This is a genomic window from Kitasatospora sp. NPDC028961 (assembly GCF_055564815.1).
The window spans coordinates 87,849-113,180 of record NZ_JBVHVO010000021.1 but is presented as its reverse complement, the minus strand read 5'-3'; the positions used below and the strand labels follow the sequence as shown (position 1 = coordinate 113,180).

Annotated in this window: 21 protein-coding genes; 3 read left to right on the top strand and 18 right to left on the bottom strand. The window is 77.1% G+C overall.

Annotated elements, in window-relative coordinates; all coding sequences use genetic code 11:
- Window positions 1-130: 130 nt before the first annotated feature.
- From ACZ4UX_RS27925 to ACZ4UX_RS27855, 15 genes are all read right to left on the bottom strand, one after another.
- Entirely contained in the window at window positions 131-2,329 is a 2,199-nt protein-coding gene (locus ACZ4UX_RS27925; RefSeq protein WP_465708717.1) for a hypothetical protein, read from the bottom strand.
- Window positions 2,330-2,763: 434 nt separating this feature from the next.
- Window positions 2,764-3,198, bottom strand: a complete 435-nt coding sequence (locus ACZ4UX_RS27920) for a VOC family protein (protein WP_329490655.1) — start codon at window positions 3,196-3,198, stop codon at window positions 2,764-2,766.
- A gap of 150 nt (window positions 3,199-3,348) precedes the next feature.
- Window positions 3,349-7,209: a BTAD domain-containing putative transcriptional regulator gene (locus tag ACZ4UX_RS27915; protein ID WP_465708716.1), complete on the bottom strand. Its 3,861-nt coding sequence runs from the start codon at window positions 7,207-7,209 to the stop codon at window positions 3,349-3,351.
- Window positions 7,209-7,703, bottom strand: a complete 495-nt coding sequence (locus tag ACZ4UX_RS27910; protein ID WP_465708715.1) for a hypothetical protein — start codon at window positions 7,701-7,703, stop codon at window positions 7,209-7,211. Before ACZ4UX_RS27910 ends, ACZ4UX_RS27915 begins: the two co-directional genes overlap by 1 nt.
- 169 nt (window positions 7,704-7,872) lie before the next feature.
- Entirely contained in the window at window positions 7,873-8,319 is a 447-nt protein-coding gene (locus ACZ4UX_RS27905) for a TadE/TadG family type IV pilus assembly protein (protein ID WP_329490652.1), read from the bottom strand.
- Between the two features lie 56 nt (window positions 8,320-8,375).
- Complete coding sequence (locus tag ACZ4UX_RS27900) at window positions 8,376-8,789, bottom strand: TadE/TadG family type IV pilus assembly protein (RefSeq protein WP_465708714.1); 414 nt, start codon at window positions 8,787-8,789, stop codon at window positions 8,376-8,378.
- Complete coding sequence (locus tag ACZ4UX_RS27895; protein ID WP_329490650.1) at window positions 8,786-9,070, bottom strand: hypothetical protein; 285 nt, start codon at window positions 9,068-9,070, stop codon at window positions 8,786-8,788. Before ACZ4UX_RS27895 ends, ACZ4UX_RS27900 begins: the two co-directional genes overlap by 4 nt.
- 57 nt (window positions 9,071-9,127) lie before the next feature.
- On the bottom strand, window positions 9,128-10,006 hold the full coding sequence (locus ACZ4UX_RS27890; RefSeq protein ID WP_329490649.1) for a hypothetical protein: 879 nt from the start codon (window positions 10,004-10,006) through the stop codon (window positions 9,128-9,130).
- Window positions 10,003-10,992 (bottom strand): type II secretion system F family protein, encoded by a 990-nt coding sequence (locus ACZ4UX_RS27885; RefSeq protein WP_329490648.1) that lies wholly within the window; start codon window positions 10,990-10,992, stop codon window positions 10,003-10,005. The genes ACZ4UX_RS27890 and ACZ4UX_RS27885 overlap by 4 nt, the downstream gene beginning before the upstream one ends.
- Window positions 10,989-12,599: a CpaF family protein gene (locus ACZ4UX_RS27880; RefSeq protein ID WP_396487723.1), complete on the bottom strand. Its 1,611-nt coding sequence runs from the start codon at window positions 12,597-12,599 to the stop codon at window positions 10,989-10,991. Before ACZ4UX_RS27880 ends, ACZ4UX_RS27885 begins: the two co-directional genes overlap by 4 nt.
- Entirely contained in the window at window positions 12,589-13,848 is a 1,260-nt protein-coding gene (locus tag ACZ4UX_RS27875) for a CpaE-like family protein (protein ID WP_465708713.1), read from the bottom strand. The genes ACZ4UX_RS27880 and ACZ4UX_RS27875 overlap by 11 nt, the downstream gene beginning before the upstream one ends.
- Before the next feature lies 1 nt (window position 13,849).
- Complete coding sequence (locus ACZ4UX_RS27870; RefSeq protein WP_329490645.1) at window positions 13,850-14,647, bottom strand: SAF domain-containing protein; 798 nt, start codon at window positions 14,645-14,647, stop codon at window positions 13,850-13,852.
- An 80-nt stretch (window positions 14,648-14,727) separates the two neighbouring features.
- Complete coding sequence (locus tag ACZ4UX_RS27865) at window positions 14,728-15,591, bottom strand: hypothetical protein (protein WP_465708712.1); 864 nt, start codon at window positions 15,589-15,591, stop codon at window positions 14,728-14,730.
- Between the two features lie 71 nt (window positions 15,592-15,662).
- Complete coding sequence (locus ACZ4UX_RS27860) at window positions 15,663-16,223, bottom strand: hypothetical protein (RefSeq protein WP_352294164.1); 561 nt, start codon at window positions 16,221-16,223, stop codon at window positions 15,663-15,665.
- A 201-nt stretch (window positions 16,224-16,424) separates the two neighbouring features.
- Window positions 16,425-17,276 carry a hypothetical protein gene (locus tag ACZ4UX_RS27855; RefSeq protein WP_329490642.1) on the bottom strand — a complete coding sequence of 284 codons (852 nt, stop codon included), beginning with the start codon at window positions 17,274-17,276 and terminating at the stop codon, window positions 16,425-16,427.
- Window positions 17,277-17,534: 258 nt separating this feature from the next.
- On the opposite strand from ACZ4UX_RS27855, the gene ACZ4UX_RS27850 reads away from it, so the two are divergent.
- The 3 genes from ACZ4UX_RS27850 (at window position 17,535) to ACZ4UX_RS27840 (ending at window position 20,062) form a co-directional block, all read left to right on the top strand.
- Window positions 17,535-17,966, top strand: coding sequence for a pyridoxamine 5'-phosphate oxidase family protein (locus ACZ4UX_RS27850; RefSeq protein ID WP_465708711.1), 432 nt, complete (start codon window positions 17,535-17,537; stop codon window positions 17,964-17,966).
- 162 nt (window positions 17,967-18,128) lie between these two features.
- Entirely contained in the window at window positions 18,129-18,581 is a 453-nt protein-coding gene (locus ACZ4UX_RS27845; protein ID WP_465708710.1) for a MaoC family dehydratase, read from the top strand.
- A 287-nt stretch (window positions 18,582-18,868) separates the two neighbouring features.
- Window positions 18,869-20,062: an MBL fold metallo-hydrolase gene (locus ACZ4UX_RS27840; RefSeq protein WP_465708719.1), complete on the top strand. Its 1,194-nt coding sequence runs from the start codon at window positions 18,869-18,871 to the stop codon at window positions 20,060-20,062.
- 51 nt (window positions 20,063-20,113) lie between these two features.
- On the opposite strand, the gene ACZ4UX_RS27835 is transcribed toward ACZ4UX_RS27840, so the two are convergent.
- From ACZ4UX_RS27835 to ACZ4UX_RS27825, 3 genes are all read right to left on the bottom strand, one after another.
- A complete protein-coding gene (locus tag ACZ4UX_RS27835) occupies window positions 20,114-21,061 on the bottom strand; it encodes a DUF389 domain-containing protein (protein ID WP_465708709.1) in 948 nt (315 codons plus the stop codon).
- A 113-nt stretch (window positions 21,062-21,174) separates the two neighbouring features.
- Entirely contained in the window at window positions 21,175-23,874 is a 2,700-nt protein-coding gene (locus ACZ4UX_RS27830; RefSeq protein WP_465708708.1) for a DUF7824 domain-containing protein, read from the bottom strand.
- Entirely contained in the window at window positions 23,871-25,256 is a 1,386-nt protein-coding gene (locus ACZ4UX_RS27825) for an SWIM zinc finger family protein (RefSeq protein WP_465708707.1), read from the bottom strand. The genes ACZ4UX_RS27830 and ACZ4UX_RS27825 overlap by 4 nt, the downstream gene beginning before the upstream one ends.
- Between the last annotated feature and the right edge of the window lie 76 nt (window positions 25,257-25,332).

Genomic DNA, 25,332 nt, shown 5'->3' with positions numbered 1-25,332 from the left:
TCTCCCCCCCCCCCCCCCCCCCCCCCCCCCCCCCCCCCCCCCCCCCCCCCCCCCCCCCCCCCCCCCCCCCCCCCCCCCCCCCCCCCCCCCGTGCCGGGGCATCGGTGCGGCGGTGCGTCTGGGCGCCGGCTCAGGCGGGGTCGGGGCGGGGCGCGGCGAGCTGGGCCAGGTGGCGTTCGGCGGCGCGCAGCTTGCGCCCGTCGGGGCCCGGGAGGTGGGCCCGCATCTCGATGATCTCGGGAGCGATCCGGATCGCCTCCGCGCGGTCCGGGATCGCCCGCCAGCAGGCCTCGGCGTTGGTGGCCGCCTGCTGGGTCTCCGGGTAGTCCGGGCCCTGGGAGCGCAGCAGCGTCAGGGCCACCTCGCGGTAGATGTCCGCCGCTTCGACCGACTTCCCGGCCAGCCGGCAGACGTGCGCGCGGACCTGCCGCACCTGGAGCACGGGCGCGGAGACGGCGCCGTGCTCGGCGATCGCCTCCAGTTCCAGGGCGAAGGCGAGGTCGGTGGCGGCGGCGTGGTCCCCGGCGTCGGCGCTGCGGACGATGCGGCCGATGACCTCGCGGTAGTCGTCGCGGGGCCGGGGCGCCTCGGGGGCGAGGGCTTCGGGGGCGGGGGCGGGCTCGGGAGCCGGTTCGGGCTCGGGCGCAGCGGCGGGCTCCGGCTCGGGCGCGGCGTCCTTCGGCTGCGCCTCCGCGGGCCCGTCCACCGGCGGCACCTCGGCCGGCGCGCGGTCCGCGGGTGCCGCGTCGGCGGGTGCCGCCTGCGCGGCCGCCTCGTCCGCCGGGCGCGCGTCCGTGGACGGCGCCTTGCCCAGGGTCACGCCCGACGTCACCGGCGGGCGCCAGGCGTAGGCCTTCAGCAGGTCGACCGGCCGCGCCGGGGGCGGGGGTGTCGGCGGCACGCCGGGCTTCAGCAGGTTCACCGGTCCGTCGGACGGCGCCACCGCGGCAGGTCTCAGCGGCACGGGCACGGGTGCCGAGCCGGGCGCGGGTGCCGAGCCGGGCGCGGGTGCCGAGCCGGGTGCCGGGAAGACCGGTGCGGCGGCCTTGTCGAGGGTCACGGCGGGCCGGGCGGCCGGGGCGGCGTCGCGCTGGACCGGCGGACGGGGCAGCAGCGCGGCGGGGCGCGGGCCCTCGTACGGGACGGCCTCCGGCAGCACGCCGTCCGTCCGCCGGGCGGTGTTGCGGAAGAACGGCCGGTTCGGCGCGTGGGTGGCGAGGATGACGACGTCCGGGCGCAGCACCGAGTACACCTGCTGGCGCAGCTGTTCGGGCGCCAGGACGGCCTCGGCGCCCGGACGTCCGCCGTGCAGGGCCTCGATCAGCGCGCGGGTGAAGGTGCCGATCTGCTCCGGGTCCGGGCTGACCACCGCCCAGAGCGGAAGGCCGTCGGCGAGCGGCGAGACGGTGCCCTGGAGGTAGGGCCAGGCGTTCTGATCGGCGCTCAGGTCGGCGATCACGAGTGTCTGCCAGTCGGCGGGCCGGTGACGCAGCTCGGCGGCGACGGACTGCCAGGCGATGCCGTCCTGGCGGATGCTCCCCGACTTCGAGTCCCGCAGGGTGAGGTGGAGTTGGCCGCCGCGCTTGTCGGCGAGCAGGTGGCCGCCGAGGTGGACGAGCAGCGGACCGGGGTGCCGGGCGGCGGCGCGCAGGTGGGCGAGCACGGTGTGCGGGTCGCTGGCGCCGGGGAGGTGGACGGCGTCCACCGCGTCGGCCGCGAGGAGCACCTGGGGCGAGACGGCGGCGAGCATCGCGGAGAGGACGGGCGCCTGGGCGGGTCCGCCGCGCCCCCAGGTACGGCGGCCGGCGTTGCCGTAGCCGCCCTCGACCACCAGGATCCGCCCGCGCGGCGCGGACCCGAGACCGCCCGGTCCGGCGCCGAAGCCGTGGGCGGGGGCCGTGCCGTGCGCGGGAGTCGTGCCGTGCGCCGGGGTGGCGGGAGTCGTGCCGTGCGCGGGGGCCGTGCCGTGCGCCGGGGTGCCGCCCGGGACGGTGAACGGCAGCGGGGTGGCGGTGGACGGTGCGGCGGGCGCCGCCGCGGCGGGCGGCGGGGCGACGACGGACATCCCGGTCATGGTCCAGCCGGTGGGCGGCGCCATCGGCGCGGCCGGAGCCGGGACGGGCGGCTCGTACAGGGCCGGAGCCGGGACGGACACCGGCGCGGCGGTCTGCACGGCGGCCGGGACGGCCGCGGGCGGCTCGTAGAGGGCCGCGGGACCGGGCGGGTGCTCCTCGTACGGATTGCGCGGCGGCCACGGCGGTACGGCACCCCCGGGGCCCTGGTCCGCACCGGGATCGGGGCCTCCTGGGACAGCTGTCGACTCCGCCATCTCTGGTCACCGCCCCGCCCCGCCGCTGAGCGGCGTCTGCTGCCCTTGCCCCGTGGCGCCTGCGACCACGTCCGTCAGCGCCACCCTACGAGATCCCGGCACACCCGAGCCAGGCCGGGTGGGCGATCACCGCCCCGCCGCCGGGGCCCGCCGCGTCGCCGCTGCTCAGCCGCCGCGCCCGGGCGTCCGCTGGGCGGGCCCGCACGCACGTACGCGCCCGAACGGCCGTGGGCGGACGGCACGGTCGGCGCTCCGCCCGCCGCGCGGGCGGCCCTGCGCCCCGGGGCTTCTGACGGCCGGTGACCGGAGGGCCGCCGCCCCTGACGCGGACCGCCGCCGGTCGGCGGGCCTGCCCTTCCGACCCCGTGATCCGACCCCATCGTGCAACGGGCCGCCCCGGTGACGGGGCGTCCGCCCCGGCGAAGCCGCGGGCCTCAGGCCGGGCCCGCGGCGACGCAGAACTCGTTGCCCTCCGGGTCGGCCATCACCACGTGGTGCCCGTCGAACTCCGCGAGGACGCTCCCGCCCGCCCGCACCAGCCGCCCGGCCTCCGCCCGGATCCGGGCCCACCGCTCCTCGGGGCTGCCGTGCCCCGGGACCCGGACGTCGACGTGGAGCCGGTTCTTCGCGGTCTTGGGCTCGGGGACCTTGAGCAGGGTGAGCCGGGGGCCGACCCCGTCGGGGTCGCAGAGCCAGGCCCCGTCGTCCTCGGACTCGTCCTCCGGCAGGTCGAACTGCGCGAGCCACTCCGCCCTGGTCGCGAAGGGGGCGGGCGGCGGCTCGTCGACGTAGCCCAGCGCCGTCTTCCAGAAGGCGGCGAGGAGCTGAGCGTCCGCGCAATCGAGGGTCAGGTCGATTCTGGCTGCCATGACAGGACCGTACCGCCCGCCACCGACACCCGCAGGCGCACCGGCCCGCGCCCACCACCGGCCGTCACGGGATCACGGGACCGGGAGCCCCGGCGGCGCTGCTGCCCCGGGCGGCACGGCTGTTCCGTGCCACCCGGGGCAGTGGCGGCCTCAGGCCCCCGAGAGCAGGTCCCGCAGCAGGGCGACGGTGTCGGCGTCGAGGTCCCGGCCGGTGCGCCGGCTCAGTGCGTCCAGCCGGTTGACGGCGCGCAGGAGCTGGTCCCGGGCGCCGGCGGAGGCGTAGGCGTAGAAGAGGTCGCGGTGCAGGAGTTCGACGTCCGGGGCGACGGCGAGGCCTCGGAAGACGGCGGCCTCGGCGCTGCGGTGGTCGCCGTACTGGAGGCGGCGGGCGGCGAGTTCGTGGGCGGTGTCGACGATCGCCGCGATCATGTCCTGCCGCTCGGCCTCGGCCCAGCCGTAGGCGGCGGGCGGGGCCTCCGCGAACGGCGCCCCCCGGACCAGGGCGAGCGCGTGGGCGAGCGCCGCGTCCGCGGTGGCACTGGTGCTGCGCATGCCGCGCCGGTACAGGCCGCGGAACTCGTCCCAGTCGCAGGTGACGGTCGGCGCGAAGGCGTAGCCGTCGGTGGTGTCCGTGGGCAGGAAGGCCCGGCCCTCCGCCGAGGAGCCGAACCAGGCCGCCAGATCGGCGAGTTTGCCGGGCAGCGGGCTCTTCGCGTCGGCGACGGTGGGGTGGGTGTCCAGGTGGGCCGCGCCCGGGTGGAGGTCGTGGTCGAGCGCGGCGTGGTCGGCGCCGGAGCGCAGCGCCAGGTAGGCGGCGAGCTCGGTGAGCCGGGGCAGGTTCGCTGGCTCGACCGTGCCGGCGGCGCCGGCCACGTCCACCGGGCCGAGCAGCCGGATCCGCGGGGCGGTGCGGACGGCGTGCGCCTCCGGGGAGCGGAGGATGGCGAGCAGGTCGTCGCTGTCGCTGCGCACCGGGGTGGTGCGCGCCACCGGGGCGGGCTCCGGCTCGACGTCGGGCTCCGGGGCCGGCTCCGCGGCGGGCTCCGGGGCCGGCTCCGGGCGGCCCGGGACCCTGGGGGCGCCGCCGCTGGGCGCCGGCGCGGGTTCGTGCGTCGGGACCGGCTCCGGTACCGGCGCGGGCTCCGCGGCCGGCTCCGGCCCGGGGGCCGCCGGGGGCACCGGCTGGACCGGGACGACCACCTCGACGGCCCGGGTCTCGGCCGCGGCCGGCAGCCGGAGGTTCTGGGTGGTGTCGTCGGCGTCCCCCTCGGGGGCCTCGCCCTCCTCGGCGACCGCCGGGGTGGGCGGCAGCGCGGGCGGCGCCGCCGACAACGCGGCCGGGCTGCTCGCCTGCCGGCCGAGGCCGTTGACGAGGAAGCGGGACCCAGGTCCACCGGCGGCGGCGGGCGAGGCCGGGTCGGTGCCGGCGAACGGGCTGGCACCGGTGCCGATCACCCGGGCGAGCAGCCGCGGACCGGCCGCTTCGGTGCCGTCGGACCGGGCGGCGGAAGCGCTGTCGAAGCCGCCGCCGAGCGACCCGCCGAGGGCACCGTCACCGAACGGTGCCGAGGCCCCGACCGCCGCCAGTACCGGTACGGGCACCGGGAGTTCGGCCGGTTCGAGGTCGATGCCGGGGCCGTCGAGCGTCCAGGCGGGGGCGGGGTGCTGGGTGGTGTCGTCGGCGGCCCGGAGCAGCTCGGAGACCTGCTCGTACTGCCCGTCGCTGAGGCGCTGGAGTTCCACCGTGACGTGCAGGCCGGGAATGGTGGCCTGGCCGGTGGCGGGCAGCGTCCAGCGGGCGACCGGGCCGGTGCCGCGCTCGGGCGCGCGGGTGACCACGGCGACGCAGGTCCGCGGCCGGGCGTCGAGCAGGCGGCCGAGCTCGGCCGGGACGTCGCCGCCGGGCTGCTGGGCGCAGAGCACGATCTCCGGCACCCACGACTCGTCGGCCAGGCCGCGGCTGCGGGCGTCCCGCGGGCTGGCGGCCTCGGCGGCGACCAGCGTGGCGCGGGCCTTGGCGGTGCGCGGGCCGAGCGCGCCGAGCGCCGCCTCCAGCGTGGTGTGCCGGTGGATCCGCTCGGCGGCCGGCCCGCTGATCGGCAACTCCTCGGCGAGGTCGACCAGGTGCAGGTGGAGACGGTCGGCGAGCGGGCTGTGGGCCAGCTCGATGGCCAGGGTGCGCAGCACGTCCCGGGCGTCGTCCGGGTGGCCGGAGAGGTGGAGTAGCCGGACGGTCTCCAGGTCGGCGAGGACGACCGAGCCGTCCGGCGCGCCGCCGAGGGTGACCAGGGCCGGGTAGGGCGAGGCGGTCTTGCGCGCCTGGGAGGGCGAGAGGAGTTCGCCGGAGTCGTCCGCGCACCACCAGACGTTGGGGGCGTGGGCGGCCCGGAACGGCGCGATCGGGGCGGCCGGCCCGGAGAGGTGCAGTTCGACCGTGTGGCCGGGGGTGATCCGGGCCGCGACGATGGCGGGCAGGCGCTTGCCGCCGCGCACGGTGTTGCGCGCCATGGTGCGCAGGGCGCGGTCGAGCAGGTCCAGGCCGCGGTCGTCCTGGCGGACCTTCAGCTCGGCCTCGAACGCGGCGGCGGGGGCGGCCGGGAGCGCGATGCGGTGGCGCGGCCGGCGGGCGCGCAGCTGCGTGCCGCGCTTGTGGGCGACGGTGCCGACCATCATCGCGGCGAGCAGCACGCCGACGGTGGAGGCGGTGAGGGCGACGGTGTAGTCGTCGCCCTGGGCCTGTTCGGCGTGCGCGGCCGGGGCCTGGGCGTCGGCGGGCACCGGCGCCGGGGTGGAGGGCGCCGGCGGGGCCGGGGCCTGGGGGGCCGGAGCCTGCGAGGCGGGGGCCTGCGGAGCCGGCGCGGGCGCCTGGTCGGCCGGGGCGGGAGCCGGGGTCGGCGTGGGAGCCGGGGTCGGCGCCGGTGCGGGCGCGGGGGCCGGGGCCGGAGCACCGGGCAGGGTCAGCACCATCCCCGGCACGACCACGTCCGGATCGGTCAGCCGTTCGCCGTCCGGCGCCTGGGCGCCCTGGTTGGCCTCGAACAGCTTCGGCCAGGCCTCGGCGTCCCCCAACTCCCGCTCGGCGATGGCCGACAGGCTGTCACCGGCCGCCACCGTGACGGTGCCGCGGCCGCTCGCCGCGCTCCCGTCCGTGCCCGGCTGCGGCGCGCTCGGCGCCGGCGGCACGGGCGCGGGCGCCGGGGCGGGCGCCTTGGCCTCGTCGGCCTTGGCGTCGCCGGGCATCAGCAGCTCCCAGCCGGGCTGGATGGGCCGCTCGGCGTCGAAGCGCAGACCCGAATCCCCCATCGTCCGGCCGTCGTTGAGCTTGGCGATCTCCACCCACCGCTCCCCCGAGCCCAGTTGGCGCTCGGCGATGGACCAGAGGCTGTCGGCCGGCCGGCTGTCCCGGACGGTGTAGGTGGGCTGCTGGTCGGCGGCGGGGGCGAGCGCGGGCGCGGCCTGGGCCGCGGGCAGCGCGGCCCGCTGCACACCGGCCGCCGGCTGGATCTGCGCGACGGCCGGTGCCCGGTCGGGCACCGCGGCGAAGGCCGAACCGGCCACCGGCAGCAGCGCGATCACCGAGCCGACCAGGCCGGCCGCCATCCGCTGGCTCCAGCCGAAGGCCGGGATCCGCCGGGCGATCCGCCCGCGCAGCTGGGCCGGGACCTCCAGCAGGACGGAGAGCGCGAAGCAGGCCCAGCCCAGCCAGCCGACCACGACGAGCAGCCAGAGGAAGAGCCGCCCGTCGTCGGGACTGGTCAGCAGTTGCCGGACGCCGTCCGGCGCCACCTCGCCCATCGCGGCGACCGCCCCGGTGCCGTACACCAGCAGCGCGGGTACGCCGACCAGCAGGACGAGCAGGGTGACCAGCGCGGCGAGGGCGCCGAGCAGCGCGCCGCCCCGCCCTCGGCGCGGTGGCAGCGGTGCCGGCCGGTGGCGGGCTCCCGCCGCGGCGGGCACGCCCCGGGCCGGGCGTCCGGCGCGGGCTTGGTCCTTGGCACGTGGCGCGACCATCAGTCGGTCTCCGCTTTCTCGACTCCGTGGACGAGGGTGGCACTGCCCTTGCCCGTGACCTTCTGTTTGCCGAGCTCGCCCAACAGGGCCGGCTTGTAGTCGGCCTGCACCGTGACGGTCACGGACGAACCGTCGTCCGAGAACGCCACGTCGTGGACGGCGAGGTGGTACAGGGCGAGGTAGCTGTTGGCGGCGTCCTTGACGTACTCCTGCTTGACCTTGTACCCCTCGCCCCGGAGCACGGCGGCCTCGTCGAGCTGCTGGCCGCCCACCCGGGCGGCCTCCTGGGCGTAGCCGTCGGTGCGCTCGGCGACGCGCAGCCGGCCGCCGGCGTCCACGACGAGCGCGATGACCAGGACCAGGAACGCCGCACAGATCGCCACGAAGATCGCGATCGCGCCGCGGTCCGACCGGTCCCGGCCGCGCCGGCCCCCGGTCCGCCGTCGGACGGCCTGGCCGCCCCACCGTTCCCCCCCGGGTCTGCGCACCGTCACGCCCCCTCCCGCACCTTCGTCTCCCTGGCGGCCCCACCGGGGACCGCTCCGCCTCGTCCTGCCGTCCCCCGGGAGCTCTCCGCTTGCGTCTCCCCCGCGCGGGCCGTCCCCAATCCCCGCCCGGAGCCCTCGTCGGCACCGGCCGTCCGCCCCACCGCCATCGGCCGGCTCACCCGGCCCGGTAGTGGTCGACCACCGAGACGAACCGGCCCACCAGCCGTTTCGTCCCGGGCATGCCCGGCCCGGCCAGGAGGTCGCTCAGACCCACGTCGCACCGGACCGTCACCTCGACCGTCGCCAGCGTCACCCCGTGGCTGGTCAGCTCGCCGTGCTTGACCGCGGTGTCGCTGTCCCGGCAGCTGACGCCCTGCTGCCGCAGGGTCTCGGCGGCCGTCTTCCGGACCAGTTCGTCCATCCCGTCCACGCTGCGCGCCAGCGAGGCCGTCCGGGCCGCCGAGCGGGCGGCCGCCTCCACCGTGCCGGCCGCGGTCTGCACCCGCCCGGCGGCGATGGCGACCAGCACCAGCGCGACGACGCCGGGGGCGACGATCGCGGCCTCGATCGCCACCCCGCCGCGGTCCCGCCCGCGCGCCGACCGGGCCGGGCGCAGGCTCACGAGCCCGTGCCCCCACCGGACGGGCCACGGGGGTCGGGCCGGGCGCGGGACCCGCCTCACGGCGCGGCCGCCGGTGGGACGAAGCGCTCGCGCGGCGCCTCGGCGTGCTGCGTGATGGTCGGCGGGGTGATGCCGGGGATCAGGACCGGCGGCGTGAGCTCCACCGTGACCCGGATCAGCTCCGGCGTACTCCCGTCGGTCCGCACCCGGTAGCCGGGGCCGTCCTGCCGTCGCAGGAAGTCCTCGGCCTGCCGCCTGGCCGCGGCGTCCTTCACCTCGTCGCTCCGGTTCCCCTGTACGCGGCCGGCGTCCACGCCCTCCCGGGCGGCGGTGAGCGCGAGTTGGCGGTTGTACCACCAGATCGAGCCCTGGACGACGAGCAGCACGAGCAGCAGGACGACCGGGAAGACGACGGCCAGGCTCAGGCTTATCGCTCCGCGGTCGCGACGGCGACGGGGTCGGTGCCTCACGGGGTGGCCGCACCGCCCCCACCGGGCAGGTTCGGGTCCTGCTCGACCTTCTTCACGACCTTGTCCTTCAACGCGTACAGCGCCACCGCGACCGCTCCGGCGACGAACACCAGCGCGATGATGGCGAGCGCGAGTTCGATGCTGATCGCGCCGCGGTCGCCGCGCGCCCGGGCGGCCTTCAGCCGGCCGACCCGGAACTGGAAGAGCAGCAGGGCGAACTGCACGGGCAGCAGGGTGGGCCGGATCAGTCGGCCTGCCAGGGATTTGAGCTGGTCGGACATCGGAGGACTCCCGGGGGTTGGGTGTGGTGACAGGCGCTCACCGGCACCAGGACGGTGTCAGGCGAGCATCTGGTGGAGCGCGGGGAAGACGATCAGGGCGGTCATCAGCAGGGTCAGCGCCGCCCCGGGCGCGACCATCCGTTCGCTGTCGGCGTTGGCACGCGCGAGGTCCTCGGCGAGCAACTCGCCCCGCAGGCCCTTGGCCCGGGCACGCAGGGTGTCGTACACGGCGGCGCCGTCGGTACCGGAGAGCCGCATGATGTCGGCGACGTCCTGCAAGGGCGTCAGCCCGAGTTCGGCGGCGAGCGCGTCCAGCCCCGCCCAGGGCGGCAGCCGGTCGGTCGCGGCGCGGTCCAGGGCGTCCCGGATCCGGCGGAAGACGGGGCCGCGGCCGACCGCGGCGGCCCGGCGCAGCGCCTCGGCGGGCCCGAGGTCGGCGGCCCGCTCCAGCGCGACCAGCTCCAGGTAGGCGGCGATGCCGTGCAGGTACTCCGTCCGCGCCTCCTTGGCCTCGCCGCGCACGATGGCGTCCGGGACGAACCAGAGCAGCCCGCCGAGCAACGGCCCGACCAGCAGCGGCAGCGCGAACGGCAGGCCCATGTCCAGCAGCACCGCCATCGCCGACAGGTAGGCCGGCAGCACGAGGCCGATCACGGCGAACAGCAGCTTGTGCGCCATGAACCGGGCCGGGGCCCGGCCGATCAGCGACAGCTCGCGCTGCGGGACGCGCACCCCGCGCAGCCCGATCGAGCGCTCGCCGATCCGGTCGAACCAGCGCGGCCGCTCGTCCGGGTCCGGCGCCCGGTCGGCGGGCGTGCGGTGCAGCCGGTCCAGGGCCTGGCTCAGGTCGGGCGGCGCGGGCCGGAGTTCGGAGATCAGCAGGGCGACGCCGCCGGCCGCGACCGCGCCGGCCAGCACGGACCAGGGGGAGATCATCGGACCTCCCCGAGGAGTCGCCGGTCGTCCCCGGTCTCCTGCGGCTCGCCCTCGGCCGGCGCCTCGGCGGCGCGCCGCCGGCCCCCGCCGCGGCCGCGCCGTTCGGGCTCCAGCAGACGCGGCACCGGCGGGTGCGCGGCGAGCGCGCGCATCCAGGCGATGATCGCCACGAAGAGCGCGGCGACCACCGCGAGCACGATCTGGCCCAGCGCGGTGCTGTAGGGCCGGGTGTAGTCGGTGTTGAACGAGCCGATCACGACGACCAGCACGATGATCCCGACCAGCCAGCGGATGGTGGTGCGGTGCTTGGCCCGGTCGGCCTCGATCGTGCGGCGCTGACGGACCTCCTCGCGGACCGACTCGGCCATGTCCGAGAGCGCCCGGGCCAGGCCGGGGCCGCTGTCCCCGGCGCGCAGCAGCAGGGCGGCGAGCACCTTGTCCGCGGTGGCGTCGGCGAGGCTGTCGGCGAAGGCGCGCAGCGCCTCCTCCGGCCGCCAGCGGGCCTGCAGCCGGGCGGCCAGCTCGCCGACCTCCTGCTCCAGGGCCGCGGGCGCGGTGCGGCGGCTGGTGACGATGGCCTGGTTGAGGCCGACGCCGAGCAGCAGCACGTCGGCGATGCGCTGGGTCCACTCGGAGAGCGCCTCCAGCCGTTCGATCCGGTGGGTGTCCGAGCGGGTGGTGTCGAAGAGCCAGGGCAGGCCGAACACGGCCAGCGGCACCAGCAGCGCGGTGAGCGGGATGCCGGTGAAGAGCCAGCCCAGCGGCGCGGCGACGAGCGCGACCGGCAGCTGGATCCGGCGCAGCCGCGCCGTCCGGGCGGAGGCGGTGCCAGGTGCGCCGTACCAGAGGACGTGGCCCCGGGAGGCCAGCGGGCTCCGGCCGTCCTCGTCCGGGTCGCCGGTCTCCTCGCTGCCGAGCGCCCAGAACACCAGGGTCACCAGGCCGGCCGTGACCAGCAGGCCGCAGAGGACGAAGAGCAGGGTCATCGCGCCCCACCGCCGATCCGCAGTTGCAGCGGCTGGCCCCAGCTCCCGTAGCGGGAGCCGAGCAGCGCGGCGTCGAAACCGGCCCGGCGCAGGTCGTCCAGGCAGTTCGGCGGGGTGTGCGGGACGGCGCGGGGCTCACCGAGCTCGGGGCGCGGGCCGAACACGGTGTTCAGCGCGGGCCGGCCGCTCTCGCCGAGGCCGGCCACCTCCAGGACGTGCGAGACGAAACGGTGGCGGCGGCCGCCGACGGCCGTCTCGTCGACCATCGCGACGTGCACGATGAGGTCCACCGCGTTGGCGGTGAGCCGGTAGGCGAGCGTGTCGGTCATGTGCGAGCCGTACTCCAGGCAGAGTTCGGCGATGCGGTCGACGACCATGTGCGGGCCGCGGGCGTGCAGGGTGCACATCGAGCCGCCCTCGCCGTTGGTCATGACGCGCAGCATCGGGACGACCTCGCCGGAGCGGACCTCGCCGACGATGATCCGGGAGAGCGTCATCCGCAGCGCGGCGGGGATGAGGTCGCCGATGCTCAACTCGCCCGCCAGCCGGCCCTCGACGCGCTCACCGTTGCCCTCCCTGGCCTCCATCGGGACGACCTGGCGCAGGTGGCCGAGGGTGTGCAGCCAGAGCTCGAACTCCGACTCCAGGGTGCCGATCCGCTCGTCCGGCGGGATCTCGGCGGCCATCGCGCGCAGCAGGCTGGTCTTGCCGACGCCCTGGGTACCGGTGATCATCACGTTCTTCCGGGCCCGGATCGCCGCGGCCAGGAAGGCGGCCAGGGTGGTGTCCAGGGTGCCGAGTTGGACCATCTCGGACAGCGTCGCCGAGGCCACCCGGTGGCGGCGGATCGCCACGTACGGGCGCGGGGTCACCTCGGTGAGCGCCTGGAGGCGCATCCCGCCCTCCAGCCGGAGCGCGAGGGTCGGGCTGGAGGTGGAGAGGCTGCGCTCGCCGCCGCCGTGCTGGCGGGCGAGGTCCTGGAGCAGTTCGATCAGCTCGGCGTCGCTGTCGGCCACCGGCGGTACCTGGCGCAGGGGTTGGTGGACCCTGGAGACCCAGACGTCGTCGCAGCCGTTGATCAGGATGTTCTCGATGTCCGGGTCGTCCAGGTAGGGCTGGAGCCGCCCGGCCCGGAAGAGCAGGTCGAAGACGGCCTCGGCGAGCGAGCGGTCCTGCTCGCGGGTCGGCGGGATGCCGTGGGTCTGCGCGTAGGCGTCGGACCAGCGGGCGACCGCCTCCTCGATCAGCGCCCGCCCGCGCTGGCGGCGGGTGGCGCGGTCCGGCTCGACGCCGGAGGTCGCGGTCAACCGGGCGATCTGCTGGTGCAGTTCGGCCGCCACCTGGCGCTTCAGCTCGCGCGCCACCTGAGGGTCGACCGCCGGCCGGGTGCCGGCGCCGCGCAGGTCCAGCGCGGGCAGCGGGGCGGGCACGGCGGTCGGGGTCGCACCGGCCTGGTACCCGTCCGGGTACGGCGCGGCGGCCGGGCCGACCGGGCCGGGGGTGACGTGGCCGGGCCGGGGCGCCGACGGGGGCTCCGGCTGGGGAGCCGTCCAGGGCAGTGCGGCCGGGTCGGCCGCCGGACGCTGGTGCAGGGGGCTACCGCGCACGGAGCACCTCCCCGTAGCTGACGTGGGACTCCGGACCGGCGGACGGGTGCCGCGGCCCCTGGGCCAACGGCGGCTGGGGCTGCGGTGGTTGAGGCTGCGGTTGAGGCTGCGGCTGCGGCCCGTACGGCTCGGCCGCGCCGAACTGCGGCTGCCCGTAGGGCGCCTGGCCGTACTGCTCCGCCCCGCCGTACTGCTGCTGGCCGTACTGCTCCGCCCCGCCGTAGGCCCCCGGGGCGTCGGACCGCGGCGACGGCCCCTGCTGCGGCGGCTGGACGTGCGCCGGGAACGGCGCGGGCGCGGCCGGCTGCGGCGCCAGCCCGGCGAGCGGGGCCACCGGACCAGTGGTGATGACCGGAGCCGGCGGCACCGGCCCGTACGGCTGGGGCGCCGACGGGTACCCGGGGGCCGCGCCCTCCCCGTCCGGCACGGGCGCCGGACCGACCTGGGCGGGCGCCGCCGAGGGCGCCAGCCGCTGCCTGCGGCGGCGCACCAGTCGCTGCACTTCGTCGGCCGCCGACCGGGCGGTCCGCATCAGCTCCGAGCGGATGAACCGCCGGTCGGTGATGTCCCCGCCGTCCGAGAGCACCCGCGCGGTGCGGGCCGCGTACGGCAGCAGTCCGAGCACCGGAAGGCCGTACTCGCGCGAGACCTCCGCGCCGGAGTAGGGGCCCTCGGCGACCAGCAGCAGCCCGAGCGCGTCGGCCCCGGTGCCGGCGGCCGTGAGGTCCTCGGCGAGCGCGGACAGCCGCGGCCGGGCCGCGCTCAGCCCGCGCAGGGTGGTCCGCACGGTCACCGCGACCACGTCCGCCCGGCGGGCCAGCACGGCGCTGGTCCCGGTGGCACCGGAGCGCCCGAGGTCCAGGATGACGTCGTAGCCCTGCGGTTCCAGCCCGTGCAGCACCTCCATCAGCGGCTCCCAGGTGTAGGCGAGCCCGGGTGCCTGGGTCGGGTCGGTCAGGCCGGGCAGCAGCAGCCGTTCCGCGTTGCCCTCGGGCGAGAGGTCGATCAGCTGCTCCCAGAGCGTCTGGGCGAGCAGTCCGCGCCGGTCCGCGACCGCCAGGTTGCGCAGCCCGTAGACCGCCTCGACCCGGCCCTCCAGGGCACCGGCCAGCACGGCTCCGCCGTCCGGGTCGCACTCCACCAGGACGATCCGGCGCCCCGGCGGAAGCGGCCAGGCCAGTAGCAGCGCCAGGGCCGTCGTGGTCGCGCCCGGAGCTCCCGGGCCGCCCACCACTGCGATCACCGCCATCTCAGCCCCCACCCGCCCCGGACGGCGTCGCGGAGCCGGACGGCGCGGCGGAGGCCGTCGGCGCGCCCGTGCCCGAAGGCGCCCCCGAGGGCGCCCCGGACGGCGCGGCCGCGCCGCGCGGCGCCAGCACCACCTGGATCCGCCCGCTGGCGACCCAGGAGGCCAGCCGGGGCGCGTCGGCCGCCGCCACCGCCACGTCCACCACCTGGCTGCCGTCGGTGTCCACCCGGCCGACCGTGACGACGAGCGCGGACAGCGAGTCCGGCCGGCCGCTGTCGGGCGTGTAGACGACGACGACCGACACGCCGGGGGTCAGCCGGGCCGCCGGCAGCTGGGTGCGCTTGGCCGACACGCCGACCAGCAGTTGGCCCGGCTGGACGGTCAGGGCCTGCGCGAGGTCCGCCGTCAGCAGCAGCGCGCCGCGCCTGAGGTCGGTGCTGGCCCGCATCCCGACCGCCTTGCCGCGTTCCGCGGCCGCCAGCGGTTTCAGCGCCGGATCGGTCGCGATCCGCGCGACCACCAGGTCCGCGTCGGTCACCACCTGTCCGAACGGCACGTCACGGGCCAGTGCCAGGACGGCGACCCGCTGGCCGGTGCTGTTGTAGAGCACCGCGCCGCCCAGCCCGCCGGCGGCTATCAGCGCCACCGCCATCGCCAGCACGGCCGGCCGCCGGCGTCGTGCCCGCAGGTTCCGCCCGGGGGCGTGCGGCGCCCCGCGCCCCTGCTCCGGCACCGCCACGGACACCGCCGCGGCCCCGGCCGTACTGGCCCCGGGCGTCGCAAATGTACGGTTCTCCACCGGGTTCCGGCCTTCCCACGTCGTTCGGACATTGCTGCGTGCGCGCCGGTGCGGCGGGGGTCGCCCCCGCCGCACCCGCGTCAGTTGAGGACCTGCACCTCGCCCACCCGCAGCTCCAGCGGAGCGAAGGTGAGCGGGACCTTGATCGGATCGACCTTCTGGGTGCTGCCGGTGACGGTCACCACGCCGACCCAGTTGGCCTGGATGCTCCCGACGAAGGTGCCGCGCGGCTTGCCGCCCGAGCCGGTGGTGAACTCGTGGCCGCAGGTGGGCGACTTGGCGGCGCCGTACTTGGCCTCGTAGGGCGTGCCGGCCGCGGCGCCCGGCTTGTCACAGGTCTCCTTCCGGCCGTCCCCGAGGTCCCAGACCACCGAGTCCAGTCGCGGGGTGACGGTGACCGTGATCCCGCCGCCGCTCACCGACTTGGCCGCCGGCGCCTCGGCGTTCTCCAGCCAGAGCCAGACCGGCACCCCGACCACGGCCGTGTCCTTGGGCGCCACGCCCGGCTCGGGGAACGGCAGGACGATGGTGTCCATGATCCTGCGCGCCTCCGCCACCGGATTGAGCGGCGGCGGCCCGGCGGGCGCCTGGGCGAAGAACCTGGGCGCGGGCGCGCCGATGCCGCCGTCGGTGAAGCGGCAGGTCACCGCGTAGACCGTGCCCTCGGAGGGCTGGTGCCCCTCCCAGGCCTCGGAGCCGGCCGGCGGCTGCGGGGAGACCTCGCGGTAGTAGCAGCCGGTCGAGCCGCTGAACCAGCCCAGCTCCGGGTCGTGGCAGGGCCAGTCCTGGCCGTTCCAGCGGCAGATCTGCGGGCCGCCGGTGCTCCCGCCGCCCGTCCCGCCGCCGCCCGGGGAGGGCGTGCCGCCGGGGATGGTGCCGCCCTCGCAGATGACGTTGACGGCGCAGTGCGTGACGTCCCCGCCGATCGGTGGTTCGTCCGCCATCGCAGGCGCGGCCGGGGATAACAGCAATCCCGCGACCAACAGCGTGCGGATCACGAATCGCCGTACCGGTTTCAGCATGTTCGGTCCACCTCCCGCTTGAACTCGTAGATCAGCCAGCGCGTCTGGAACTGTCGCAGGGAAACGGTCGCGATGTACCGGGTGAGCCGCCGCGGTGGATCCTTTACCGCGCGGGTGGTCGCATCGGCCTGGTGCCAGTCGGTCACATCGAGGCAGTCCTCGATGACGGCGGCCTGCGGGTCCGCCTTCAGATCGACGCTCTTCACCACGGGTGAATTCCGCGGGGCGCCGATCATCACCAGTTTGGCGTCATGGAGCTGACGGAGATTGACGAGGGCGTCGGCCAGTGCCTTCCCGGACGAGTACGTCTCCAACTGGGAGCCGTCCGAATCGGCCCGAGCGAAGTCCGCCGCCTGGGTCTGCCACCAGTCCTGATAGGTGCTCAGCGCCAGGCGCCCCGCCGCGCCTTCGGGCCCTTCGGTCGGCGCGATCCCGACGTTTGCCGAACCACCCGAAGGAGTTACCGGGTTCACTCCCGCAACACTGGGCGCAGCCGTCCCGAGATGATCGACGGAACCGGCGCCACCACCGCTCCCACAGGCGGTCAGAAGCATCGCCAAAACCAGCCCAGCGACCCCAACCGCCCCAGGGCGCAATACATTTCCGCGCCGCCGCATCGCCCCACCTCGTCGCGACCGACCCCGTCCGTGGTCTGTGGTCGCCAGAAGAATTCCGCTGTCCCGCCGGTGTTGCCGCGAGAGCATCGATTCTTCGCCAAGCCACCCCTTCACGGCAACACCCCGGGCCACCTGACCTTACGTGGAAGGTGGATCCGTCGGGGCACTTTCACGCCACAGGACGGCCAACAGTTCTTCGGAAAGCGACAATCCGGCCAATGCGCCCCGCACCGCGGCCCGATTGCGCATCAGGAGGCGCCCGCCCGGCGGCGGTACGAGCAGGCGCGCGCCCGGCGCACCGGCCGGATCACCGCCGTCGAGCAGACCGGCGACGGCCGGCTGGAGGTCGAGCGGGGCGACGGCGGCCGGTGCTCCGGGGAGCCCCTGCCGGAGCACCCCGGTCAGGGCCCGGCTGAACGACCCCTCGCCGCCCGGCAGTACGGCGTCCCGCCCGCGTCTGCCGGGGGTGTAGCGGCCGATCCGGCCCCAGAGCGGGACCCGCGAGTAGCTGAGCAGCTCGCCGACGCCGTCCTCGCCGCCACCGCGTTCGAGGGCCGACCAGGTGTCCCGGTCCACGACGGCGTCGACCAGCAGCAGCGCCTCCTCCTGGTCGCCGTGGACCATCGCGCTGACCACCCAGTCCCAGGCGAGCCCGCGCCGGTACGCGTTGTCGGCGGTGCTGCCGCCGGTGACCAGGGCCAGCCGCCGCCCGCGCGGATCCGCCACCAACTGGCCGACCAGGCAGACCAGCAGCCACCGGCCCGGCCGCGCGGCCGCCTCCCGCACCGTCGTGAGCATGGTGTTGGCGTCCGCGCCCGGCTCCACCACGGCCACCCGGCAGCCCGCCGATCCGGCGTCGAAGCACATCCCGGGCAGCACGTCGGCGAGCAGCCGGGCGCCGTCCGCCGCGAGCGCCGAACCGCCGAAGCCGCGGTCCGGCCCGCCGTCCGCCCCGATCACCACAAGGTCGACCCCACTGACCACCCGCACCGCCCCCTCCTCGCCGGCCCCGGCAACCCGGGACCGCCCGCCGCGCCCGTGTACCGCCGCGGCCCCTGTCCTGCCCTGTCCTGCGTGCGCCGCCGGGCCCGCCCGGCCCGGTCGCCGGGTGCCGCCCGTGCCGGCGGCACGTTCCACCCGCCGCCGGACAAGCTACCGCCCCGGGCCGCGGCGGCGGGGCTCCCGGCCCGGCCGCTCCGGGACCATGGGCCCTATCGGCCGCACACCGGCGGGGGCACGATCGGACCCATGGACCGTGACGACCGGGTGGAGACCCTGTGCGAGGCCGAGTGCCTTCGGCTGCTCAGCACCGTGCCCGTCGGACGCGTGGTGTACACCGAGCACGCGCTGCCGGCCGTGCTGCCGGTCTCCTTCGACGTCACGCCGGACGGGCGGCTGCTGCTGGCGGTGCGCCGGAGCAGCACCACCGCGCGCGGGCTGGACGGCACCGTCGTCGCCTTCCAGGCCGACCGGCTGGACGCGGTCACCCGGACCGGCTGGAGCGTCCTGGTGCACGGCCGGGCGGACGTGGTGCGCGACCCGGAGCTGGTCCGCCGGGCGCTGCGCAGCGGGCTGCGCCCCTGGGCCGGCGATCCCGACCCGATGTTCGTCGCCCTGGTGCCCGAGCTGGTCGGCGGCCGCCGGCTGCTGCCGGCCGGCCGCACGGTGCAGCGGTCCTAGGGGTGTGCTGCTCGTCCGACCGGCCCCGAAGCTCGCCGGACCGGTGACCGGCGCGCCGTGGACGGCGGAGCGCCCGCCGTGGACGGCCCCCTGACAGGTGACCGGCGAGTAGGCATACTCTCCCGGAGTTCCCCCACCTCCGCCTGCCACCAGGAGCGCACCGTGACGACCTTCGCCTCCCTCGCCGACCTGACCGCCGCCGTCGGCACCGAACTCGGCACCAGCCGGTGGCACACCGTCGAGCAGGAGCGGATCGACCTGTTCGCCCGGGCCACCGGCGACCACCAGTGGATCCACGTCGACCCGGAGCGGGCGAAGGAGAGCCGGTTCGGCTCGACCATCGCGCACGGGTACCTCACGCTCTCGATGATCCCGGTGCTGGCCAAGGAGTGCTACAGCGTGGAGGGCGTCCGGATGGCGCTGAACTACGGCTCCGAGAAGGTGCGCTTCCCGGCTCCGGTGCCGGTCGGCACCGCGCTGCGGGCCACCGCCGAGCTGGTCTCCGCGACCGAGGTGCCCGGCGGCGTCCAGGCGGTCGTCCGGTTCACCATCACCAGCGCGGAGAGCGAGAAGCCGCACTGCGTCGCCGAGACGATCACCCGCTTCTACGCCTGAGCCCAGGGGGCCGGGCCGGGCCCTCCCGAACGTGCCGTTCGGCCCGGCGTACGCCGAACGGCACGCGTGGGGCCGTCCACCGGGTCCGGACCGCCCACTGCGAGTAACCTCCGACGAGATGGTCGTCGTACCGCTTCGGTCTCACCGCCGTGGGTACGCGCCCCGGCATGCCCGGTAGCCGCAGCCCCCTTGGAGGTGCCGTGCCCCGCCCCGTCCCGTGGTTCTCCCGCGTCGCCGCTCTGGCCTCGCAGTTCTCCGTCCCCTCAGCGACCACGACGGCCCCGGGCCTGGCCGGACTCCCCCGCGCGGCCTGGCAGCGGGTCCGGACGGACGCCTTCGGGGCCGACCCCCGGGGCGAGCGGCTGGCCCGGATCCACCGCTCCCCGCAGTTCGCGGACGGCGCGTTCCGCAACCCGCTGCCGACCCGCCGACTGGTGTACGAGCGCAGCCCGCTGGAGATCACCCGCGCCCAGCTCACCGCCGACAAGACCCGCCGGATGCCGACCGCCGCCGTGCCGCTGCACCGGCTGCTCCCGGTCGACCTGGCCCGGCCCCCCGCGTCCGGACTACGGCTCAGCTGGCTCGGCCACGCCACCGTGCTGGCCGAGATCGGCGGCCGCCGGGTGCTCTTCGACCCGGTCTGGGGCGAGCGCTGCTCACCGTTCGGCTGGACCGGTCCCAAGCGGCTGCACCCCGTCCCGCTGCCGCTCGCCGAACTCGGCCCGGTGGACGTCGTGGTGGTCTCCCACGACCACTACGACCACCTGGAGATGGCCGCCGTCCGCGCGCTGTCCGCCACCGGCGCGGTCTTCGCCGTCCCGCTCGGGGTCGGCGCGCACCTGGAGCACTGGGGCGTGCCGGCCGACCGGATCGTCGAGCTGGACTGGTGGGAGTCGGCCGAGGTGGCGGGTCTGACGCTGACCGCCACCCCGGCCCGGCACTACTGCAGCCGCGGCCCGCGCACCAGCGCGCTGTTCCTCTGGGCGTCCTGGGTGGTGTCCGGCGGCGGGCACCGGCTCTTCCACAGCGGCGACACCGGCTACTTCCCCGGGTTCGCCGAGATCGGCCGCCGGTTCGGGCCCTTCGACGCGACGATGATGCAGGTCGGCGCGTACAGCGACTTCTGGCCCGAGGTGCACATGACGCCCGAGGAGGGCGTCCGGGCCCATCTCGACCTCGGCGGCGAGCTGCTGCTGCCGATCCACTGGTGCACCTTCAACCTGGCGCCGCACCCCTGGGAGGAGCCCGCCGAACGGGTGGTCGCCGCCGCCCAGGCGCTCGGTGCCCGGCTGGCGGTGCCGCGCCCCGGCAAACCCTTCGAGCCGGCGGACCCGCCCGCCCCGCGGCTCTGGTGGCGGGCGGTCGCGGCGCTGCCCCGCGACGACCGGGAACTGCTCGTCCCGGACGGCCTGGCCGGGGCGGCGGGCCACCCCCCGGTCCGCCCCCAGGGCGCCGCGGAGGACGACGGCGTACCGGTCTGAGCCGCAGCGGCCCGGCGTGCCGTCAGCCCGCCGCGCCGTCAGCTGCCGCCGTCAGCCCGCCGCCGCCTGCTTCGCCCGGCGGCGGATCACCCGCCAGGCACCCTGCTGCACCAGCAGCGTCAGCACCCCCGCCACCACGATGCCCAGCATGTTCACCAGCAGCTGCCAGCTGGAGCCCCAGAACTGGTTCAGGTCGCCGTAGCCGAGCGCGACCGCCGCGTTGGCGGCCGCCGGCACGGTGGTCACCGAGATCGCCACGCCGACCAGCATCCCGGCCTTCGCCGAGGTCAGCGAGAGCAGACCGGCGACCCCCGCGAGCAGGGCGACCACGAAGGAGGTCGCGTCCGGCTGCCAGATGAACGAGGTGTTCGGCCGCGCTCCGTCGAAAGCCGCCTGGCTGAACAGCCCGAGGGCGTCCATCAGCAGGGAGAACAGGACGGTCAGCGCCATCGCGACCGCGAAGCCGGCCACCAGCGCGTTCAGCGACCGCAGGGCGGGCCGGGCCCGCCGCTGGACCAGCGCGACGCAGAACCCGGCCAGCGGCCCGAACTCCGGCCCGACGGCCATCGCGCCGACCACCAGGATCGCGCTGTCCAGCACGGCCCCGCACGCGGCCAGCATGGTCGCGACGGTGAGGAAGGCCAGGTACACGGCGGTGAGGGTGGACTCCTCGTGGGTGATCTCGGAGACCGCCTCCCAGACCAGCGCGTCCGCCCCCTCTCCCGGCGCGAGCCGCTCGGCCTCGTCGGCGGCGGCCGAGAGGGTCAGCGCGACCTCCTCGGCGCTGATCGCCCCGCGCTCGGAGAGCCCGGTCTCCCGCAGCGCCCCGAGCACCTCGTCCGCCGACTCGCGCGCCACGTCGCAGAGCACCACGTCCCCGGCGGGCCGGACGGCGGCGTCCGGCAGGACCACCACATGGGTCACGCCGACGAAGCCGTCCAGGCTGTCGAGGACGGCTTTCCGCAGGTCGTGGGGGACGATCAGGCGCAGGTGCAGCACGGGGGCTCCGGGCAGTGGTCTCGGCGAGGAACGGACCGGCTCACCCTAGGGCCTGCCGCCCGGGCCCCGGCGGCCCGGGGCGGGCGGCCGGGGCTCCACGCGTCGCCCGGGCGTCACCCCGCCAGGATGTCGCGCAGGGCGCGGGCCTCCTTCACCAGGCGGGCGGTACCGGGCCGGGCCGCCGCCTCCGTCACCTCGGGGATCGGGCCCCGGGCCGAGCTGCGCCGGGCGCAGTCGGCGGCCAGCGCGACCAGCTCACCGGTGCCCCGGCCCGCGGCGCCCGCCAGCACGGCCGGCAGCGCGGGCGCCAGGACCGACCAGACCGTGCCGTACGCGCCGGTGTCGGCGGCCGCGGTCAGCGCCTGGGCCAGCCGGTTGGGCTTCACCGTGCCCTCGGTGACCAGCTCCCCCAGCTCACGGCCGAGCAGCCCGCCGTCGAGGCACCCGCGGGCGGCGAGGACGAGCAGGGCGTCCACCGCGGCCGTGCGGTCCTCGGGGAAGCGGGCGCCCAGCCCGTACGCCAGCGCCAGGTGCAGCGCGAGACCGGCTGGTCCGCCGGCCTCGGCGAGGACCGGCAGCAGCCCGGCGGCGCCGCGCTGCTCCCGGTCGGCGCCGTCGGCGAACCCGTCGAGCCAGCGGGCGGCCAGCTCCTCCCGGTGGTGCGGCAGGACGGCGACCCAGTGCGCGGTCGGCTGCCAGAGCCACTCGTCCTGGGCCGACGCCCGCGCCACGCTGGGCTCGGTGGCCGCCAGCAGCGCCCGGAACTCGGCGCCCAGCCGCTCGCCGGCCGGGCCCCGCGGGCCCGCCCCGACGCCGGGCTGGGCGACGCAGATCCGCTTGACGCCCTCCCACTGGTGCTCCCGCCGGCGCTCCCAGAAGAACGACCGGGCGCCGGCGTCCCGGGCGGGCGGCGCGAACCGCACCCGTTCGGAGGGCTGGCCCGGCAGACCGCCCTCGCGCAGCCAGCGGGCCGTCCAGCGCCCGGCCGGCGAGGTCAGCCGGTCGGCGGCGGCCAGCACGGCCTCGTCCGTGGTCACGGTGAGCCGCAGCAGCGCCGCGTGCAGATCGGCCTCCCCCGGCTCGACCCCGGCCTCCTGGTAGCGGCCCAACCGGTCGACCAGGGCCTGCGGCGACAGCGCGCCGGTGGTGTCGGTCGGGGTGGCGAGCAGCAGCGGCGGCCGGTCGGCCATGACCCGCTCGGCCGCCTCGGTCAGCCGGACGGCGAACACGTTGCCGTACACCGTGTTGTGCCCGCCGCGCAGCGGCACCGAGTTCCTGTCCCGGAAGACGGCGCCGCGCAGGCGCGGGTCGGCCGCACCGGCGATCACGGCCGCGACGTACAGCAGGTCCTCCGGCCCGCAGTCGTGCCAGCGGCCGAACCCGGTCCACGGGTGCACCCTCAGCACCGGCGCCAGCGCCTCGGCGAGCGCCGCGCGGTCCAGGTGCGCGTGCCGGACGAGGCCGTCCAGGGTGCGCTCGAAGTCCGCGACCTCGGGCTGCGCGGCGGCCAGCAGCACGGACAGCTCCTCGGCGACCTCGGCGGCCGTCGCGATCGGCTCGCCCAGCGGCCTCGGCACCGGAGCGGGCGGGAGCAGCTCGCTCCAGCCGGTGTCCGGGTCGTCGCCGCCGACCGGCGCGCCCAACAGCTCGCCCGCGCGGGCGTGGTGGGCCGGGTTCAGCCCCTCGGCGGCGAGGCGCAGGTCGGGCAGCACCGCCTCGCCCGCCGCCCGGAGGTGGCGGGCGACCACGGCGAGGGCCCGCTCCTGGAGGGCGGAGTCGGGGTGGCCGAAGGCCTCGGCGGCCGCCAGCACCACCGGGCCGGCGCGCTCGGGCGAGCGCTTCGCGGCCTTGTCCAGCCAGCCCAGTTGGGCGCGCACCAGCTTCTTCTCGGTCCGGAACAGCACCACCGCCGAGGCCTCCGCCAGCACCTCGGGCTCGACCAGCCCGGCGGCGTCCAGCTCGGACAGCACCTGCTGGGCGTGGCCGGCGATCACCGAGAGCGCGTCCAGCATGGCGACCAGACTCCGGACCTGCTTCGCGTACTCGTCCGGGCTCGGCGCGAGCGCCGCCAGGACGCCCAGGAAGGCCCGCTGGTCACCCGGCTTGCCGCCGCGCACCAGGCGGGCCAGGCAGCGGTCGATCAGCTCGGCGCGGTCCACCCGGCCCTCGGCCGCCAGCGCGGTGAGGGCGGCGGGCCAGGAGTCCCCGGGCCGCTCGGTGCGCCGGTGCTCGAACCGCCAGCCGACGTCGGCGAGCTCGAACACCCGGGGCGCCAGCAGCGGGGTGAAGGCGTCCTCGCGGAGGTGCTCCAGCAGCGTCCGGCTGCCGTCCCGGCGGCCGTCGCCGGCCCCGACCCGGTCGAGCCACTCGCCGGTGAAGGCGTCGGTGGCCGGCACCGGGCAGCCGGTCCGCCGGACGGTCCGCTCGATCAGCGGGTAGAGGTCCCAGCTCCAGCCCGAGCCGCGGCGGGCCGCCAGCCGGTTGACCACCTCGATCTGCCACTCGACCGGCTGGGCCTCGACGACCGTGCCGAGCGCCGGGTGGCGGGCGCAGGAGCGGCCGGCGAAGTCCCGCCCGCCGATCCAGGCGGCGGCGCCGGCCGGCCCGGCGTGGCAGCCGGCGCCGGCCACCAGCACCGCCCCGGCCCGCGCGGTCGCCGCGTTCGACCACTCGCCGCGGAGCTCCTTGCGCAGCTCCTTGAGGGCCGGCAGACAGGCCCGCCGCTCGGCCGGGCCGAGCGCCGCGACCAGCGCCGGCACCTGCGGGGTCCGCCCTTCGCGAACCGCCCGCAGCAACTCCTCGACGCCGCTCACGCGCCCGCCTCCCGCCCGCTCACGACCCGCTCCCGCACCACGGCGACCGCCAGCGCGTGCTTGCACGGACCGCGCCCGCCCCGGTACTTGGCCCACCAGAGGCAGGTGCAGCTCACCCGGCCCGCCTCGTCCGTGCGCACCCGCTGGTGGTGGTCGTCCACGGTGACCTCGGCGAGCGCGCCGCCCGGCTCCAGCCGTACGGCGCCCGCCGCGACCAGCGCGTGCGCGGCCCGCAGCCGCGGGTTCCGCGCCTCGGCCCGGCCGGCGTCGTACGGCAGCTGGCGGTGGAAGTAGGCGGCCTCGGCGGTGTCGTAGCCGATCTGCCCGGCGGTGCCGAGCCTGGTGAGGGCGGCCCGGACCCGGGCCGGGGTGAGCCCGGACTGCTCGGCGAGTTCGGCGACGTCGATCCGCGGCTCCCAGGCCAGCAGCACCGCGACCAGCTCGGCGTCCTGCTCGGCGGCGCCGGTGGCCAGCGCGCCGAGCACGCCGCCCTCCCCGGAGAAGCCGCGTGAGGCGTCCGGCGAGAGGGTGAGGGTGAGGCGCATGCCGGGCAGCACCACCTCCCAGGCGGAGGCCGCCGGGGCGTCGCCCGCGACCGGGCCGTACACCCGCAGGGCCAGCGCGTGCCGCAGCACCCGCTGGAGCGCCACCAGCCGCTCCGGGCCGGGCAGGCAGACCGCGCCGGGGACGGGCCGGGGGGTCGGGCGCAGCGTCCGGCCGGCCGGGACGACCCAGCCGGCGGCGGACCGGGCCCGCCCGCCGCCGCGCGGCAGCGAGCGCAGGAAGCGGACCGCCTCGGCGGCGGGCAGCTCGGCGCGCAGGTCGAAGGCGGCGGCCGTCACCTGGGTCTCGGCGAAGCCGCGCACCCAGCGCTCGGGCAGCGGGACCTTCTTCTCGACGACCGGTCCGTCGAAGGTGGTGACCTCCAGTGCGTCGGGCCCCACCGCGAGGTGCAGCGGCTCGGCCGGACCGATCCGGGTGAGCGCCTCCCGCAGCGGGTTGTTGACGTCGACGTTGGTGGTGCCGTGGCCGATGTCGTCGCCGTCGAGCCCGGCCCGGAGCACGTCGAGCCGGGCGTAGACGCCGCAGCAGCCGGAGAAGGACTCGAAGCGCAGCCGGTCGCCGTTGGCGGTGACCACCGGGTCGAGCGAGGAGCGCAGCAGCGGCTGGTAGTAGCGGGCGGCGGCCACGTCGGCGACCGCGAGCAGCGCGGCGGCGGCCGGGGCCGGGTCGGCCAGGAAGCCCGCGAAGAAGCGCGGGTTGGCGACCGCGCCGAGCGGCGTGGTGCCGCCGGAGGTCTCCAGGGCGAGGCGTGGGCCGTCGGCCCCGTCGAGAACGGCGGACGGGCGCAGATAGGCGTACGCGTGTGCGGCTTGCGTCATGCGGAGCACGCTAGGAGGGGCGACTGACAATCCGTCGGAGAGCGCCCGGACCGGGGCCGGTACTGGAACAGGTTCT

Coding starts and splice junctions, on each gene's coding strand:
- ACZ4UX_RS27860 (WP_352294164.1), bottom strand. CDS start 16,223: ATGCTTCTGACCGCCTGTGGGAGCGGTGGTGGCGCCGGTTCCGTCGAT.
- ACZ4UX_RS27920 (WP_329490655.1), bottom strand. CDS start 3,198: ATGGCAGCCAGAATCGACCTGACCCTCGATTGCGCGGACGCTCAGCTC.
- ACZ4UX_RS27825 (WP_465708707.1), bottom strand. CDS start 25,256: ATGACGCAAGCCGCACACGCGTACGCCTATCTGCGCCCGTCCGCCGTT.
- ACZ4UX_RS27925 (WP_465708717.1), bottom strand. CDS start 2,329: ATGGCGGAGTCGACAGCTGTCCCAGGAGGCCCCGATCCCGGTGCGGAC.
- ACZ4UX_RS27865 (WP_465708712.1), bottom strand. CDS start 15,591: ATGGCGGACGAACCACCGATCGGCGGGGACGTCACGCACTGCGCCGTC.
- ACZ4UX_RS27885 (WP_329490648.1), bottom strand. CDS start 10,992: ATGACCCTGCTCTTCGTCCTCTGCGGCCTGCTGGTCACGGCCGGCCTG.
- ACZ4UX_RS27895 (WP_329490650.1), bottom strand. CDS start 9,070: ATGTCCGACCAGCTCAAATCCCTGGCAGGCCGACTGATCCGGCCCACC.
- ACZ4UX_RS27915 (WP_465708716.1), bottom strand. CDS start 7,209: ATGGTCGCGCCACGTGCCAAGGACCAAGCCCGCGCCGGACGCCCGGCC.
- ACZ4UX_RS27890 (WP_329490649.1), bottom strand. CDS start 10,006: ATGATCTCCCCCTGGTCCGTGCTGGCCGGCGCGGTCGCGGCCGGCGGC.
- ACZ4UX_RS27875 (WP_465708713.1), bottom strand. CDS start 13,848: ATGGCGGTGATCGCAGTGGTGGGCGGCCCGGGAGCTCCGGGCGCGACC.
- ACZ4UX_RS27850 (WP_465708711.1), top strand. CDS start 17,535: ATGGACCGTGACGACCGGGTGGAGACCCTGTGCGAGGCCGAGTGCCTT.